The sequence below is a fragment of the Pseudoalteromonas sp. SANK 73390 genome (assembly GCF_054966645.1).
On record NZ_ARPN01000193.1, the window covers coordinates 1 to 18,731 of the forward strand.

9 protein-coding genes and 1 pseudogene are annotated in these 18,731 nt (G+C 40.8%); 1 reads left to right on the top strand and 9 read right to left on the bottom strand.

Going from position 1 to position 18,731, the window contains the following annotated elements:
* The 4 genes and pseudogenes from SANK73390_RS21010 to SANK73390_RS21025 all read right to left on the bottom strand — a co-directional run.
* A partial coding sequence (locus SANK73390_RS21010) for an RHS repeat domain-containing protein (protein WP_462768270.1) occupies positions 1-2,760 on the bottom strand: 2,760 nt, incomplete at its 3' end.
* Positions 2,744-9,994, bottom strand: a complete 7,251-nt coding sequence (locus SANK73390_RS21015; RefSeq protein WP_462768271.1) for a SpvB/TcaC N-terminal domain-containing protein — start codon at positions 9,992-9,994, stop codon at positions 2,744-2,746. The genes SANK73390_RS21010 and SANK73390_RS21015, both read right to left, overlap by 17 nt.
* Before the next feature lie 700 nt (positions 9,995-10,694).
* A pseudogene (locus tag SANK73390_RS21020) lies at positions 10,695-11,115 on the bottom strand (transposase); the annotation flags it as partial.
* Positions 11,102-11,224 carry a hypothetical protein gene (locus SANK73390_RS21025; protein WP_462768272.1) on the bottom strand — a complete coding sequence of 41 codons (123 nt, stop codon included), beginning with the start codon at positions 11,222-11,224 and terminating at the stop codon, positions 11,102-11,104. The pseudogene SANK73390_RS21020 and the gene SANK73390_RS21025, both read right to left, overlap by 14 nt.
* A gap of 218 nt (positions 11,225-11,442) precedes the next feature.
* On the opposite strand from SANK73390_RS21025, the gene SANK73390_RS21030 reads away from it, so the two are divergent.
* Positions 11,443-11,907, top strand: coding sequence for a hypothetical protein (locus tag SANK73390_RS21030; RefSeq protein ID WP_261594994.1), 465 nt, complete (start codon positions 11,443-11,445; stop codon positions 11,905-11,907).
* Between the two features lie 436 nt (positions 11,908-12,343).
* Here SANK73390_RS21030 and rluF read toward each other — a convergent pair whose 3' ends face one another.
* The 5 genes from rluF to glgC all read right to left on the bottom strand — a co-directional run bounded on the left by rluF (position 12,344) and on the right by glgC (position 18,708).
* A complete protein-coding gene (gene rluF, locus SANK73390_RS21035) occupies positions 12,344-13,228 on the bottom strand; it encodes a 23S rRNA pseudouridine(2604) synthase RluF (RefSeq protein ID WP_462768273.1) in 885 nt (294 codons plus the stop codon).
* 91 nt (positions 13,229-13,319) lie between these two features.
* Positions 13,320-14,423 (bottom strand): DUF418 domain-containing protein, encoded by a 1,104-nt coding sequence (locus tag SANK73390_RS21040; RefSeq protein ID WP_462768274.1) that lies wholly within the window; start codon positions 14,421-14,423, stop codon positions 13,320-13,322.
* Positions 14,423-15,640, bottom strand: a complete 1,218-nt coding sequence (locus SANK73390_RS21045) for an EAL and HDOD domain-containing protein (protein ID WP_462768275.1) — start codon at positions 15,638-15,640, stop codon at positions 14,423-14,425. The genes SANK73390_RS21040 and SANK73390_RS21045 overlap by 1 nt, the downstream gene beginning before the upstream one ends.
* A gap of 224 nt (positions 15,641-15,864) precedes the next feature.
* Positions 15,865-17,397, bottom strand: coding sequence for a glycogen synthase (locus SANK73390_RS21050; protein WP_462768276.1), 1,533 nt, complete (start codon positions 17,395-17,397; stop codon positions 15,865-15,867).
* A gap of 12 nt (positions 17,398-17,409) precedes the next feature.
* On the bottom strand, positions 17,410-18,708 hold the full coding sequence (gene glgC, locus SANK73390_RS21055; protein ID WP_462768277.1) for a glucose-1-phosphate adenylyltransferase: 1,299 nt from the start codon (positions 18,706-18,708) through the stop codon (positions 17,410-17,412).
* Positions 18,709-18,731: the final 23 nt, after the last annotated feature.

Genomic DNA, 18,731 nt, shown 5'->3' on the forward strand with positions numbered 1-18,731 from the left:
ATCATATTGGGTGTAGTTTAACGCCATTAGTTGTTGGCTGTTGTCTGTTTCGGTATAACTGCCCGTCATTTGCCCAGAGGTTAATGAGTAATATTGCTTTTGTATTAAGCCATTACCTAGTGCGCTTTGGGTAATATTGCCTAATATATCTTGGCTTTCAACCGTTTGATATACATAGTCATTGGCTGCATTTTTAACGCTGGTTTGATAGCCTTTATCGTTATAGGTGTATTCCAGCGTAAGGTTATTAGGGTAACGCACGCCTTTAACACGGCCATAGTTACCATCGTACAGTGTACTGGTGGTGTAGCTTTTACCACTGCCCGAGACGGTATGCGTGGTTGGGCGACCCAGTGTATCAAAGCCATAACTATGGGTTACGCCATTGCCACTGGCGACAGTCATTTGCCCGTAGCCATTATTGGCGTCGTAACTGTAGCTTAAATCATTTTCGCCTGTGGCTGTGCGAGTCACTACTCGACCTAATACATCGACATACAACTTAACGGTGGTGCTACCACGTGTTTCTTGTTGTAGCTCACCAAAGCCATTGTAGGTAAAGCCAGTGACCCCTTGGTTAGGGTCGTCTACTTTGGTTTTACGACCGAGCGCATTGTAAGTGGCTTTAATTTGGTTGCCCGCTGCATCTTCAATCACTGCGGGTAAACCAAGACTGTTATAGCCATAATAAGTAAAGTTACCAGCTGCGTCTTTGGTGCGCACCAGTTGCTTTAAGCTATTATAGGTACGCGACATTTGCCCAAGCGCTATGCCATGGCAGGTTTCACTCACATCTATGGTGGTGGTTAAACCACTATAACCGTAGTTCACTGTCATGGCCCCCGTGCCAGATAAACCACATTCTTGTGCAACGGTTTTGGTGGCTGGGCGGTTTAACGCATCAAAGTCAGAGTAGCTTGTACCTAGGCGATTGCCGTTCGCCTTATAAGGCATTGATTCAAATGTGGTGCGACCAAGGCTGTCAAAGCTCACATCTTGATACACCCAACTGCCGTCAAACGCTTGGCTGGCAGTGCGAATGGTTCTACCTAACTTATCTTTGTACACCCGTACTTCTGGGGTGCCTGCACTGACTTTTTTAACCATCATCACTGCATGACTGGGTTTATGGTCATCGTATAAAGTCGATTGCACGGCCGAGTATTGTATTGGCATACCCGCGGTTTTTTGACTAAATGGGCGATAGAAATCATCGTAACCATAGGTGGTTGTCACCCATTTATCGGCCGATACTTGGCGCTTTTGCTGCTTAGGTTGCCCCGTAGCTCGGTCGGTAATGGTTTTAACTTGATGGCCTTTGGCGTTAGTAATAACGAGTGGAAAATAGCCATCCGCTGCTTCATTTGTACCATCTTTGGAATAGGTCATCTTAGTGGTACGAGTGCTATCAACCCAATTGCCTGCATTATTAAATACTTTTGCCGTTTCACTCACCAATGTAGGTAGGCCATAGTCATTAAATACCGTTTTGGTGGTTTTACCTTTACCTGATGCACCTTCGACTATCTTGCCAGACACCTTGACCGTTTTGGGTTTACGGCTTATATGGTAGTCACTAAAAAGGGTGGTAATTGCATACGTGCTATCCAAATCGGCATTGTCTGCATTTAATGGGTCATCAGTATGACGTGTCTTAATCTTCGACTTAGTCACTGTTTTACTTTTGAGTTTATGTGGCCACCATATTTCACTGGTATCATTACTACAACTGGCAGTGTCATCTAAGCCTGTTTGTGTGGTGGTCGTGTAGTCACCCCATGTATCACTGCGTGTTTGTGTTGATTTGGTTACATTACCACACGCGTCAATCGTATCGACGGTGAGTGCATTGGTAAACATCTCGGTATGGCTATCATCAACGTCTCTTTGTATGGTGTTTTGGGCTGATAAATACACATAACTCCCTTGTTTAGCCCATGTATTATCGGTATGACTAATCGCGGTTGTTTCTGTTGTTGCACGTGCCAGTAACTCATTACTGCGCGCCGTGTAGTCAGTTGCTTTAAATTGTGCCTGACGTTTGAGCTTACCTTGATATGGGAATATCTGGTTAAAGTCAGAGCGGGTAACAACCCCTAGCGTGACATTTTTTTCAATCACCGACTTAAAGCCCATAAAGCCTCGGCCTTGAGCGTTGTACATGGCACCAAAGTAGCCATACTCTTTGGTGTTTGTGCCGCCAATACCATTGCTTTGAGTAAATTTATTGACCACATACATGCTTGACGCAAAGTTAAAATAACCTTGTTCGTTATCGGTATTAGTGGCCCCTGTTTTATAATCAGTGAGTGAACTTGATAGCGGACGCTGCGTCCATTCAGAGACCACCCCAACGCCATTTTCTACCTTTTGCAACATATCAATTGGTGCGTAGTCAGCGCCGGTTGCACCCGCACCAGCACCGTAGTTACGGTTGATGTAAACGCCTAGGGTGTCAGCGTACGTACTGAAATCTGTTTCAACCTGTTCATTACCTAGTGAATGGGTGCCCCCTAAATAGTGGTTAAACACAAAACTGCGCAGGCCTGTTCCATACACATCAATAAAGGCTGAGTCGTAGGCGCTACCGATTAAATCGGTTGCTACTTTTGTTATGGCAAACGTACCATCTGAATTTTTACTAAATTTAAGCGCGTCAAATTGATAAATGCTTTTGTCATTGCTCTGTGCATTTATCGGAGTCTGTGCTGCACCTTCCCCTCCTTTTCCAGGAAAGTAATTACTATATATTTTTTGCACCACAGCGCCTTTCTGCTCTACCCGCATTGGTTACTTTATGGCATGACTCGTAAACTCGGGTTCCCGGCATCAGTAACTCAGGTATACCATCGTAGTCAATATCTTCTATTTTAAAGGCTCCGTAGTATCGAGGCGCTTTTCGTGAATCATTCTCTATGTGTCGAAAAGGGAACTCGCGCGTCCTTATTAAATTGCTAACCGCATCGAACTCTACCTCAGACGCAAACGATACCCCACCACCTTGATTAAGTCGGTACTTTAATGTTGTGCTCTTGTTCCACCCCAACCAATCAGGTAAACCATCGCCATTAATGTCGATAAAATAACTTAAATTTGGCGTAAAAGGCGAGCTATCTGTTTGCACAAATGGCGATTCCACTTTTTTAGCATAGTTATCATCACCTAACCAAAATTCACGTGGCAAAGGCTGAATATAAGGCGCGTCCTTTGAAATCCCTGTGCTTGTTAGCATCACATCTAAAGTCCCATCCCCTGAAATATCACCCACTACGCTAAGTTCAGTCAACAGGCCAGTAGGGGCACTCTCTGGATAAGTTTTTAACTGCCAAGAGTGAGAAGCTGCACTCTTGTAGGGTGAATCAATATTTTTAGTGTGATAATGCAGGTCTACATTCGGTTGGTCATCAGAAATAAACACTAAAATATCTGGGAAACCATCTCCATTAAAATCACCAATTTGACGAATATGACTATATTGCTTTAACGCCGATATTTTCTTTTCTGGCATGTTAATGCCGGTATTGAATTGTTTGCCGCTGCTGCTCAGTTGAAGTACTAGCTCATTTGCTTCAATACGCCACTGGTCACTCTTACCATCTTGGTCAAAGTCGCCATCATGGCATTCGTGTTGCCTTGTAAAAATATTCTGTCTACAGGCGTTAAAGGCTATGCTATTTTCAGTTGCATTGCCTTCAGCATCCACGTAGTACCCTTGCCAATCACGTACCCCATCTGCGTTATGGTCACCTCGCGGTAACACCGACGACAACGTTTCAACGCCTTGATAAAGCATTGTACCGTTAGCATCACTCATTGGCTCAAATTCAAGTTTTTGTGTGTTGCTGTTTTGCCATGCAAATGTGGTGGCTGGTAAACACTTAGAACCCACGCACATTCTCACGGTTTTTAATAAATCGCGACCAGAGATATGACTGGTTTGATACCCTAATTTGTAAGTACGTACCTTGGTGCTGGTATTGGTGTAGGCGTTAATGGTTTTTAGTTTTTGGGTCGACTCATAATAGCCACCTGCAATATACCCTGAGCGCGGTTGGTTATTAGCCTCATAAGTGAATGATACCCTTTGCTGGCCCTGTGTTGTCACCCCAGAGCCCGTGTAATAGATATCACTGAGTAACCTTTCACCCGCGCCATACGCTTTATAGTCGTAATGAATATAGTTTTTACTAGTGGCATCGTGTTGATGGCTTATCAACCAAGAATAAGCGGCTGATTGACCACTATGTATCACTCTAGAGTCTACATCTCGACCAAAGTAGGCTGTGGTGCCATTAGCATATTCAACTGTGAATGATGTGCTGTTTGAATTAATTGCGCCTGATTGCGTCACCCGTACAAAGCTTTCTATCTCTGTTCGATATATCGCGCTGTCTTCACCATAATTACCTGAAACCGCAATTAACCTCTGCCCGTCTAAACATAAGCGGTCATTGCTGTTGTATTGTGGATTTTGGGTAAAACCATCTTGCGCATACGTGGCACTACAACGGCTAATTTGAGAGCCCGCCGACAAGCTCACCCCCATACCTGCAATACCATTACCTGAGCGTGAAGAGTAATTGAGCGACACACTAGGTTGTACGCCATTCCTACCCGGCGCAATTTGAATCGGTAAGTTATAACTGGCTGCACCGCCATTAACACCCGCTGAGCCGGGCAGCGTACCGACAACATCAGTTGTTGGGGCTGATATATCATTCAATGACACATCAGAAATTGAACCGCTGTGAATTGTTGCATAATCGGAGTTAATTATTGAGTTAACTGCATAATTCCAAGACGTACACTTGCTATCACTAAAGCACACCTTAATACGATATACCTTACCTTGTGAGTCGCTCAAGCCATAACTGGTTTCGCCATTAGTAAGCGTTTCTAGCGCATTCCAGTCAAGTGATGTCATATCACAAGTGTTTGCATCATCACAACTTTCAATCACCACACTGGTTGCGCCCGCTATACTTGACCAAGTTAACTTTGAGCCCGTGTTTTGTGGAACAAACTCAGTGTCTAACACCGTCACTTTAGTTTTAGTTGGCTCTAAATTACTACATGCTTTTGATACTTCGCCAACTAGTGCTGGAATTGGTATGAATAGACCATCCATAATAATGGGCATTATCTGTTCTTGTTTAACCAAAGCACAAGCCTGAACATAGAAGAAGACATCATCCGCAAACTCAAATGTATAGTCGAATGAACCCGCTTGATTATCTGAGCTATTGGCAAGTTCAAGCAACTGGTTAGTAGTTGGGTCTTGAACAAATAGGGTTAGTTCATACTGCTTTTCTGGTGCCTGTTCAAACTGCCATTTTATTTGCTCTTTTTTGCCTATAAATGAATGCGATGGCGCTTCAATCGTCAAGCCTTCAAGCTCTCCCAAGGAGTTCAGCATGTTGACTTCAACACGATTTGAGCTAAAACACTCATCTTGGGCATTACATGCTTCAACATAAAAAGTATGTATGCCTGGGTAATTTTGAATCAAGCGATCCAAATACGTCTCTGTTAAACCTCTCCAAGCTTCTAGTGCCGGTTGGTCAGGTTTTATTACCCATAAGTTAAAGTATGTTGTTTCTGCAGGTCGTGTCCATGAAAGCATCGTCCTATTGCCCAATACCATTGAGCTTCTTTCACTTTCTAATACAGGGTACTGCTCTGCACTGGCGGGCTTCATAGTAATATTTAAAAGATTTGAAGTAACACACACTCCATTTTCATGGCATGCTTCAACATAAAATGTATGTGTACCAGAGTAGTTTTGGATCCAGCGATTAAACCAAGTGTGTGTATATTTTTTTGTGATTAGAAAGGCTTCTTGCTCAGGTTTGATAACCCAAATATTAAAATAGCTTGCATTTTTTGGGTTCGTCCATGAAAGCGTGGTGGTACCACCTAAATACATGGTTTGCTTAGTAGCACTTAATACAGGTTTTGGCGCTTGCCCAATTGTTTTTCGCACCACATTACTACTGGTACAATTATCATCATTTTTATTACAGGCTAGTACTTCAATGTCGTACTCAGTGGCTTCTTTTGCGATAAATTCATAAGAATATTCCGCTTTTTTTGAACCTTCAATGTGATCAACTTTTTGATTACAAGCATCAGTACCGTCATCTTTCGTGCAGCTCACTTTGAAATAACTTCCCGACCAAATTAGTCCATCAGGGCGGTTCCAATTAATTTTCACAGTATCATTCACCGTCAGTGATTCAGGCGTCACACTCACAACTGGTGCACTGGGTTTAGCAAATGAAACGATTCGAATAGCCTTGCTTTTTTCACCACAGCGGTAGTTGCCAGAACTTGAGGTAACACATGCAGCAAGTTGTAGCGTATAGAACCCTGCATCTCGGACATTTACATTAACAGTTTTCTCATCTTTGCTTACAAAATCGACTCTCTGTGCAAGTGGCGAGGGCTGGCCTGGTTTATTTGGATCAGGCTCAGGGTGGTAGTACACCTCAAAACTATCGGCTCCCGGAATTGATTGGCTCAATGTCACAACCATATCGGTATTTGCAGGGTAATAAAAATCCCAATCTACGTTGTAGCTTGGGTCGCCATGCGGTGGCGACGTTGAAAATAGTTTGGTGTTACTTGTGGTGCAATTAGACGATGACTTATTACAGGCTTTAACACTTATTGCATAATCAGCAACGCTACTGGCCTTAAAAGTGTGGCTATATTCAGTGGTGTTAGTATCGCTTTGATGGCTAACTTTATGATCACAAATATCCTTATTTGAATTTGTGATACAGTCCAACTCAAAATATCCGCCAGCCCAAATTAAGTTATCGGGTCGGTTCCATTTCACCGTTACCTCTTCATTGAGTTTAGGTGTTGTCGGTGTAATCGATAAGGTCGGTGCACTGGGCTTAGCAAATGAAACGATTCGAATCGCTTTGCTTTTTTCACCACAGCGGTAGTTGCCAGAACTTGAAGTAACACATGCAGCAAGCTGTAGTGTGTAAAGCCCTGCATCTTGAACATTTACATTAACAGTTTTCTCATCTTTGCTTACAAAAGCGACTCTCTGTGCAAGTGGCGAGGGCTGGCCTGGTTTATTTGGATCAGGCTCAGGGTGGTAGTACACCTCAAAACTATCGGCTCCCGGAATTGATTGGCTCAATGTCACAACCATATCGGTATTTGCAGGGTAATAAAAATCCCAATCTACATTAAAACTCGGATCACCGTGTGTAGGGAGCTGTGTTAAAAGTTTAACAAGATTGCTTGAAGTACAGTTAACATCCGATTTATTACATGCTTTAACTTGAACGTCGTAGTCACCAGGCGTTGACGCTTTAAATGTATATGTATATTCAGACTTATTTGAACCGCCGATGTGATCAATTTTTTGATTACATACGTCTGTACCATTTACAACACAGCTCAATTTAAAGTAACCGTCAGCCCAAATTAAGTTATCGGGTCGGTTCCATTTCACCGTTACCTCTTCATTGAGTTTAGGTGTTGTCGATGTAATTGATAAGGTCGGTGCACTGGGCTTAGCAAATGAAACGATTCGAATCGCTTTGCTTTTTTCACCACAGCGGTAGTTGCCAGAACTTGAAGTAACACATGCAGCAAGCTGTAGTGTATAAAACCCTGCATCTTGAACATTTACATTAACAGTTTTCTCATCTTTGCTTACAAAAGCGACTCTCTGTGCAAGTGGCGAGGGCTGGCCTGGTTTATTTGGATCAGGCTCAGGGTGGTAGTACACCTCAAAACTATCGGCTCCCGGAATTGATTGGCTCAATGTCACAACCATATCGGTATTTGCAGGGTAATAAAAATCCCAATCTACATTAAAACTCGGATCACCGTGTGTAGGGAGCTGTGTTAAAAGTTTAACAAGATTGCTTGAAGTACAGTTAACATCCGATTTATTACATGCTTTAACTTGTACGTCGTAGTCACCAGGCGTTGACGCTTTAAATGTATATGTATATTCAGACTTATTTGAACCGCCGATATGATCAATTTTTTTATTACATACGTCTGTGCCATTTACAACACAGCTCAATTTAAAGTAACCACCAGACCAAATTAAGTTATCAGGTCGGTTCCAAGTAACTGTAACATCATTATCAAGTTCAGGTGTAACAGAAACAGTAGGCGCTACTGGTACGCCAAAAGACACAATTCTGCGTCCTTGGCTTTTACTACTACATTGATATCCGCCTGTTCTTGATGTTACACACGCGGCCAACTGAAGCTGATAAAAGCCGGCTGAACCCACGTTGATGCTAACCGATTGTTGAGACTTTGACACATGTGAGACTCTTTGCGCAGATGTACCTTCTTTATAGTAATACACGTCAAAGCTATCAGCACCCTCAATCGACTGAGGTAAGCTCACCGTCATTGTGCTGTTTTGCGGATAGTAAAAATTCCAATCTACATTATGAGCAGGGTCACCATGTACAGCAGGCGGCACATAAGCGGTGTTAACTGAACTGGCTGAGCAATACGCATCTGTTTTATTGCAAGATTGTACTTGAATATCATAAGCATCAACGCTATTGGCAGTAAAGCTATACGAATATTCTGACTTGTTTGAGCCACCAACATGGGGGATTTTTTGTCCACATACGTCAGTGCCTATATTATTTAAGCAGCTAAGCTTAAAATAGGCTCCGGACCAAATAAGACCACTTGGACGGTTCCAATCAACCGTAATATTACTCCCTTTATTTGTAACCGTCGGAGTCACTGAAACGGACGGCGCACTCGGCTGCTTAAAGGCAACAATTTTTTGCCCTTGGCTTTTACTACTACATTGATATCCGCCTGTTCTTGATGTAATACACGCGGCCAACTGAAGCTGATAAGAACCGGCTGCCCCCACATTAATACTGACCGATTGTTGAGACTTTGACACATGTGAGACTCTTTGCGCAGATGTACCTTCTTTATAGTAATACACGTCAAAGCTATCAGCACCTTCGATGGATTGTGGTAGCTTAACCGTCATCGTGGTATTTTGCGGATAGTAAAAATTCCAATCTACATTATGGCCTGGGTCACCGTGTACTGCAGGCGGCACATAAGCCGTGTTAACTGAACTGGCTGAGCAATACGCATCTGTTTTATTGCAAGATTGTACTTGAATATCATAAGCATCAACGTTATTGGCAGTAAAGCTATACGAATATTCTGACTTGTTTGAGCCACCAACATGGGGGATTTTTTGTCCACATACATCAGTGCCTGTATTATTTAAGCAACTGAGCTTAAAATAGGCTCCGGACCAAATAAGACCACTTGGACGGTTCCAATCAACCGTAATGCTGCTTCCCTTGCTTGTCACTGACGGACTAACCGAAACATTTGGCGCACTTGGGTTATTAAATATGACAACACGCCTCGGCGTGCTCTGTGAGCTACAGCCAGCACTATTACATGCTTGGATCCTAATATAGTTAGGACCACTGCCAACAGAAGAAATATATTCCCAAGTACTGCTATAAAAAGTTCGACTAACCGTTGTACTGGTTGTTGAAGTGCCGTTATAAACTTGGTAGTGATCAGCCCCTGAAACATTGGGTATTTTAACTAAAATAGACGCACCAACAGGATGATATAAGTCCCAATTTACATCAGGCTCCCCGGGCGTTGCAGGGATCGTTGGCCGCTCCTGCATGTATACACTGACACTGTTTGAGGTAGCACAGGCACCATTGCCATCACAAGCTTCAACATAAAAGGTATGGGTTCCGGGAAAGTTTTTGATCCAACGGCTAAATGAAGTGCCTGTATAATTGCGTCGAAATGCAAGCGGACTTTGGCCTGGCTTTACAACCCATAAATGAAAATAAGCTGTTCCACTGGGCTTTGACCAAATAAGTTCTGTTGTATCTCCCATATACATTGAGCTTTGAGAAGAGCTCATTGAAGGGCTTTGAATGGCAAATGCACTCAAACTGACCAACATAACAAGCGATAATAGTATTCTAAACATGCTTTGTTTCCCTGACTGTTACCTTAAAACTCAATCTGCTTATTTTGTTGAGTTTTAAGCACTCCTGCTTTATGCTGCTTAGCCATTGCATATTTAAATCTACCAAATTCGCCAAATTAAAAGCGCGCAAGTATACCTGCTAATGATACAAAAATTAACCAAACAACCCATCAAAAAGTAAATGTTCGTAAACAATGCTTATAATCAATTCTGAATATTCACGTTTTTTTGCTCAGGCTTTTTTTTGAACTATTTTCATTCAGACCGAGTGCAGCCCTTATCTTTTGTGTCAATTGTATTGCTGATCATTTTGACTCGTTGCTGTAAGAAGCTCATATAAAATCCAGACGTAAAAAGCCGTAGTTTAACTAAAAATTTACGAAGTGATGACCAACACTTACCAGCATTCTAATCAATCTACCTCCTTCCTTTTAAACGATTGTGACCCAAGTGCGTCTTAAGTGATTTTTCTGCTTTTTAGCTATTTTCTCATGCGCTTGAACTGTTTAACGTGGGTTAAAACTCAACTTTTAAACAAAAGTAAACAAGACAACCATGATTAAATTAGAGTCAATGGCTTTTCTTCACTACTCTTTCTAGCTTTATCAGAGGGTTTAAGTTGTAATTACAAAGTGTTAAGCACAACATCGCCTACTTTATCAGCATGATTGTGGTTAAGTTCTTTGGATTATAGAGTAAATTAGGCGAGCAACTTTTCACATTGGCTGATGCTTGTTCGCCGTTGTGCGTAGTAGCCATCAAGCTTATTGGGCCGCCCTACAGCCCCTTTGAACACTTTGATAAATTGTGTGGTGAGTTCTAAAGTATTCTGGTGCTATGTTTAATCGCTCTAAGATGGGAAGTGTGTGTTGCTCTATGTGTACGCGTTTATCTTCTAGTATACAACGGCCTGTGAGTTCAACTAGCTCTAAGTACGACTTTAACTCAAAGGATAGCCCTTTGGGCATGTGTTTTCTGGGGTTGCCTGCAAAGCGAGCAAGTTGTTTAGGTTGCTTAGCCTCTTTCGCGGCTTTAATTCGCTTTTGAACGCTGGTGTGCTCAGAGTCTTCGGAGGCTTTCGCCATTTTCGCTCTGATGGGGTTTAAATCAACATACGCCATTGCCACTGGCGACAGTCATTTGCCCGTAGCCATTATTGGCGTCGTAACTGTAGCTTAAATCACTTTCACCTGTGGCTGTGCGAGTCACTACTCGACCTAATACACCCATATATGTCTTGTTTATTTCCCCAATGAAGTTTGGGCCATTTACTTCCCCGCGATACTTTATATCGATGAGTAAAATTCGTCGAATATTTAGCCTGATAGTCAGCTGTCATCTAGCACACTATCACTATACTATGTGAAAGATTGCTTTGTATTCTTCAAGTTATCGTTTATGTGAAAATGATAACCATAACCAATGCTGATAAATCAATAGGAGTTTATATGACTGTTTCAAAACAGAAAGTATCTCACGTTGTCAAAAGAACATTTTCTCTCATTTTTGTCTTAATTTTCTTATTTTTAGCATTTGCAATCGTGATTTCTTTAATGAGTGATATTTTTAACGCTTTTGTTGCTGGAAAGCATGGTATGCAAATATTTCTAAGTTCGATAAATACCGGTATTATTGCTTTGGCAGTCTTTGAGCTCGCAACAATCATCAATACAGAATACGCTGAGTCCAAACACTCTGAATCTGAGCAAATTTCAGGAATCCAACGAGCACTTCCTAAATTTATTGGAATGGTATGTGTGGCACTTTCTTTAGAAGGTCTAATCATGGTAATTAAATACAGTCAATTAGATTTAGCAGGGAATTTGTACTATCCTGTTGCAATTATCACTAGTACTGCATTACTGCTTGCGGCTCTTGGCTTATTTGTTTATTTAACAAGAAAGTCACAGTAGAGCAGAGTTGCCCAAATTTCAGAGAATCTGAACGTATTACTGATGATGATAAAAAAGCAACCTTGCAAATACCTGTTGGTGATGTTCCTATAATAACAAAGTGCTCATCACCTAGGTTTTAGCCAGTTTCTCGATAAAAGCGTAAATAAGGAAATTCACCAGTTCGATCATTTTTCCAATCAGAAGAGTTTTGTAGATCAAATCATAGATATCAAGACATTAGTGGGACTATTTTTTACTACTTTTTACTTCTATATACGTGCCGGCATAGTAATTAGTGATATTACCCATGACTTGCTTAAAGCGTATATGGTCTGCCCTATAAATAAACCTGAAATTAATTACTTCTCCTAAACCTTATGTTGTTCATAGTCGTATAAAAAAGTTTAGTTTAAAGCTAAAGGTAGTTTTTAGTCACAGCCTTTATGCTTGTATATCAACGTTTTTTAATAGATAGAGTGCCCGGTTTACGTTTAGATTCTGAATTAGGCTTTTTTAAATCAAAGCGCGGCTTAGAGTTTGTATCACTGAAGCGTTTCTTGTTAGTCGCGGGTTTGTGTGTGGGGGTTTTAGCTTCTTTTTTATTAGGATCAACAGAGCCTTCTTCCGTTTTAGCTGAGCCGGCAATTGAGTCGTTAATTTGTTTCATTTCTGCATCGGTTAAATGACGCCACTGGCCGGAGCGAAGACCATTTAAGTTTACATTCATAATGCGAACACGTTTAAGCTTAGTCACTTCATAACCCAAATATTCACACATACGGCGTATTTGTCGATTTAAGCCTTGAGTTAATATGATGGTAAAAGTGTTATTGCTTGTTTGCTTTACAAAGCACTTTTTAGTAACTGTATCTAGGATGGGTATGCCACCAGCCATACGTTCAATAAAGCGTTTGTTTATAGGCCTATCTACGGTAACGAGGTACTCTTTTTCATGGTTATTGCCTGCACGTAGAATTTTATTAACAATGTCGCCTTCGTTGGTTAAAAATATCAACCCTTCAGAGGGCCTATCTAATCGGCCAATGGGGAATATACGCTCAGGATAGTTTATAGCACTTACAATGTTACTTTGAATTTTTCGCTCAGTAGTACATGTAACACCCACGGGTTTGTTATATGCAATGTAAACTCTTTTGGGCTTGGCTTTTAACGGGGTATTATCAATTTGAATCTCATCTTGATCACTGACCTTAACACCCATTTCAGGTAAATTACCATTAACTTTAACGCGACCTGCCTCAATGAGTTTGTCAGCTTCTCGACGTGAGCAAAACCCTGTTTCACTGATATATTTATTTAGTCGTGTTAATTGCGTCACCGAGCACCCATTTAGAATTACTTAAAAAGCGCATTTTAAACGATTAGCGTACAAAATACTTGGGTTTATTATTCAATGTTGCAGAAAAACGTTAAATAGAATTGTTTTTAGCCAGCTGTAATGTAAGAAGCTTAAGTAGTCGCTCAAATGGCCCTTGTGTAAAGTACTTCAAATATAAAGGGGCGATCACCAATTGTACGCCGATGCCAAATAACGCTAACAGCACATAGTCAATACGATTAAAGGTTAAGCGTGCCTCTGGGGCGAACCAAACAAAAAAAGTGATCATCACAATAGATTGTAATAAATAACAAGTTAACGCGAGTTTACCAACCGCTTGTAACGCCTTAACCAACTTGTTGGTTGCTGATACTTTTGCATTTATGTGTGCTATTAAAAGCGCACCAAATAAGGCATTTAACCATGTGATTGATTCATTAATCGCTGCGAACTTATTGCTATCAATATATTCAAGTGAACTACTGATGGTACTGAGCAACACAATTATACTTAGGGTAATACTGACGGTTCGTGTTGAAAGTCCAGTTAAAAAAACATGTTGGCGATAGCAATATATACCTATTAACATGATGCCTAATGCATTCCAAAGTGTGAGTATGGGCAACATTAGTAACATAACCACAAACATGGTGATGTTATGTATCAGCAGGCTAAATAAATCAACGGGTGCATGAGTGAGCATTTCTTCAAATTTAGCGCTATTGCGATAATAAACATCACTACTATCAACTAACGAGAGTATTAATAATAAGATACAACTTGCTACAAATATTGCACTACCATGATATAACACTCGCTGGTCGCTTTGTTGCAGGTAAGTTAATGCCAAAAAGCCCGCAATTCCATAGCTGAGTATAATGTCGCCTGGCCAAATTAAAATACCATGTAATGCGCCAAAAATAGTTAATGCAATCAACCGAGGCTTCAATGCATCTTCATTTAGGCACTTGCTATATTGTAGTGCTAAAGCAGCTCCAAATAACATACAAAATATAGAACGAAAGCGGCTATCTAGCAGTAATATATTAGCGTACTGAATTATCGTATCGCTAAAGGGAGGGTTAACAGACGGGATATAACCTGACTCAAACAATGCTAAATAATATACATTAAGTAGTAACAGGCCCAAAGTTGCCAAGCCCCTTAAACTATCTAATTGAGAGACTCTATTCATTAAAAAATGGTATCGTTGTACATGTCGGCCCAGCGTATTGCATCAGCATGAAACTCAGGCAAGTGGTCATCCTTAATATTTAATAGACTACACGCTTCTTGTAACTGCCACCAGCTTCCGCTTTCATAGGCTTTTACAACATTCAAAATATAATATAGTAAATTGTGCTTACCCATTAATGCATCATGTAGTTCTTCAGGAAAAGGCAACCTTGAAACAACTTGTTCCATTGGCCTGTCTAAAATAGCATCTAATAAAGAGAATAAGCCAGTTAAAAAGCTCATGCTTTTAATACTTGGGTTTATAGACTTTGCTATTAACTCACAAAACCTTGAACGCACGATACTTAATCGTGTCAATTCAGTGGGTTTTCCTTCAGCTACATGTGCGGTCATTATTAAGCCTACAAACTTTTTAATGCGCTCATCACCAAGATACACCAAAGCTTGTTTTAAAGATTCAATACGACTTTTAAGCGGAAATACACCCGAGTTAATTAAGCGTAACAATTTATATGCCAAAGCGGTATCTTGCGCAAATAAACGGGCAATTTTGTCTATGCTCATATGCTTTTTTAAAACTTCTGAATATATCAACATCACAATTGCATGGTTTGTTTCAATATCGTTTTGCTGGATGACTCTTGGCTTTGCAAAAAAGTAGCCTTGAAAAAAGTGAAATCCCATTTTTCTAGCAAGTTCATATTCGGCTTCAGTTTCAACTTTTTCAGCAAGCAGCTTCATATTCTTTTTTTGCTTAAACTCTTCAACTAATTCTTTTATAGACTCTAATGAATTTTGTTGAATATCAAACTTAACTAGCCGGATGAGCTTTAAAAACGGCTCCCACTTTTTGGTATACTCAAAGTCATCGAGTGCAAGTCGGTAATCTTGATGAAATAGTTGCCTGACTTTTTCATAATTCTCTGTTGTTGGAGTTATACTTTCTAGTAATTCTAAAATAACATCCCTGGCAGGCAGAAAATGAGCAAGTTCTTGCTTTAAAGAATCAGGCCCGATGTTGATAAGTGCTTTTTTTCCTGACGTAAGATACCGCGTCCCCAAGTTTAATTGGTTATCCATTATGAGCTTAGCTGTGGCAACATCGTCTGCGATATCTGGAAAGCTGTTGCGTGTACCGTCTCGAAATAACAACTCGTAAGCCACCACCTGTTTTCGGCGGTTGAAAATTGCTTGTCTAGCAACAAAAACCTTCAAATATTGACTCCTCGGTATTTGCAACTGCAAATGCAGCACTTTATTCTTTAACAAAAATCAGATTCTAACCCTAAATAACTAAAATTAATATAGAACTAAGCTATTAATATTGGAGAAAAATAGCTTAATAACTATAGCATCTACAAATAAAAAAGCAGACCAATGGCCTGCTTATGGGTGGTGTTACAATAAAGCGGTCAATTTGTAATTTTATTGTATATTAATTATTCGTATAGATAATTAATATACGCCTGTGCTGAGGCTTGCCAAGTATAACGCGCATGTGCAGCATTATTTGCTATTTGTTGATATTGTTCAGGATTGGATTTGAAGATGTTTAATGCCAGATTAAAGGTGTCTATTAGCTGCGTTGCTTGATCATTTAGGTCTTCACCACGAAAAGAAAAGCCATTGTGTAAATGCGAAACAGTATCGACCAATCCACCTACTTGGTGGACTAAACAAGGCTGCCCTGCCCTCATTGCAAGCATTTGACTGATACCACATGGTTCAAAAGAGCTAGGCATTAAAAATAAGTCACCCAAATCGTACAGTAGATCTCCAATATGTTGCCCATAGCCATTTAAATAGAGCAAATTGCTATGTCTGGACATGACCTGCGTGAAGAGGTTTTCGAGCTCCACATCACCAGAACCCAAAATAATAATTCTGCCGTCAATTTTAGCAACTAGATTGGCAAGTTCATCAATGACACTCCCATTACTATACGGTTGCCTGAGTATAAGTGCTTTTTGATTTGTTAATCGACCTACGCTGGTTATTAAGGGGCCAGTAAAATGAGTTTGTTGCCATTGTTTTAGTCGTTGATGCGCAATATAGTGACAGGCTCTAAGCTGTGATTGTTTTGCCATCCATTGAATAAGTTCACAATCAACTAACGAAAAGTAGTCTGTGAGCAATATTTTTTCATCAGACTCTGCTGGGTATTCACAGCCGTTAAGTATGCCTACTAATTTACCTTGGCGTTTAGCAATTTGCATATCATGTTCTAAGCCTTCACCACCAAAGAATCCTCTATCAGGCTCACTGGTATGTAATACCTCATCACTATATGTTGCTGAAACAACATGCACTTTGTCTGCTAGCGCAATAGCACTGCGCATTGGATTAAAACAATGTGGATGTTGATGATCACACAGTAGTTGACCATCATAGCTTAATGTTGGAAACCATGCTTCCAGACTAGACTCATCATGATTAAATGGTCGTATTCCTTGCAATGCCAAGTTGTGTACAGTGTACACAGTCTTGAGCTGTTTTAAGTAGACGAACCTAGGACTAAACTTTTGTAATACAGTGATACAGGCTGCATGCCAATCGTGCAAATGCAATATATCCAAGTCATCAAACATCTTGTGTTCAATGGCTTCGCACACCGCAGCATTAAAAAAAGCAAATTTTGTCGCATCAGTTGCAAAAGGGCGATGTTCATCACTGCAGTAAATCGCACCTTGGTGCTCGCTAAATAATGAGTGAGAGATGACATATTGTATCACTCCATCACCTTGCTCAACTTGCCACAAGGTTGCTGTTTCTAAATGTTGTCGAAAAGGCACCGCAATATCACTAACAAAAGTTCTATTTAGTTGATATTGACCATAATCAGGCACTACAACTTTTACCATTATACCTTGTGCGTTTAAAGCGTAAGGGATGTCTCTAATGACATCCGCAACGCCGCCTACTTTACAATCTGGCAGCCGATCATTCTCGGCTGCAACCATTAATACCCGCATGCTTCGCCTTACTTATGCAGTTTGAAGTTTTTCTTTGTTTGATTGCTGCCTTTGGCTATAAGCAAGCAACATTTCTCTTGTAACCAACACTATACCTTTATTCGACACTCTAAAGCCATTGTCTTTATCCAATTCAGGGTCAAAGCCAATCTCCAAACCTTCGGGTAAATGACAGCCACGATCAATAATGGCATTGCGTACTTTACAATTTCGCTCAATAATTGCCCCCGGGAGCACAACTGACCCTTCAATATGGCAGTATGAGTGAACATGCACATTGGAAAACAATAGCGATTTTTTAACCGCTGAGCCTGAGATAATGCAACCACCAGAAACGGTAGAGTCAACAGCCATACCTCGTCGCTCATCATCATCAAATATAAATTTGGCTGGCGGAAGCTGTTCTTGATAAGTCCAAATTGGCCAAGTCGGGTCATACAAATCTAATTGTGGCTCCGGGGATACAAGTTCCATATTGGCTTCCCAAAATGAATCTAAGGTACCCACATCGCGCCAGTATGGCTGACCTTCATAACTCGGGTCTCGAAAAGGAAATGCAAATACATTGTGCTCTTCAATAATAGCTGGAATTATATCGTGTCCAAAATCACGTCCAGATCCTTCACGTTCAGCGTCTTGTTTTAATTGCTCAAACAAAAACTCTGTATTAAACACATAATTGCCCATTGACGCTAGGCAGGTGCCATCTTTACCCGGAATTGATGACGGTTGTGCTGGTTTTTCATCAAAACGACGTACGCGTTTGTCTCCATCAACGGTCATTACTCCAAAAGTATTCGCGGCCTCTTCGCAAGGTACTTCAATACAACAAACCGTCATATCAGCGCCAGTCTCAACGTGTTTTGCTAATAATGCCCCATAGTCCATGCGATAAACGTGATCACCAGATAAAATCATCACAAATTTAGGCAACTCATGGCGAATAATATCCATGTTTTGGAATACTGCATCTGCAGTGCCACAGTACCATTCGTCTGAATAACGTTGTGATGCTGGCAAAATTTCTACTGACTCACCTAGTTCCTTTTTGAAGTGCCCCCACGCGCGATTAACATGACGAATAAGTGAGTGCGATTTGTATTGCGTTGCAATACCAACTCTGCGAATGCCTGAGTTGATGCAGTTTGATAAGGGAAAATCGATGATCCTATGTTTACCACCAAAATAGACGGCTGGTTTAGCACGCCAATTGGTTAATTCATGTAAACGAGAGCCTCGACCACCAGCTAAAATTAAAGCATAGGTTTCTCTGGTTAAGCTACTTATGTAGCGGTTTGCATAACTGGGCATAACTTTCTCCAAATATCCTTGTG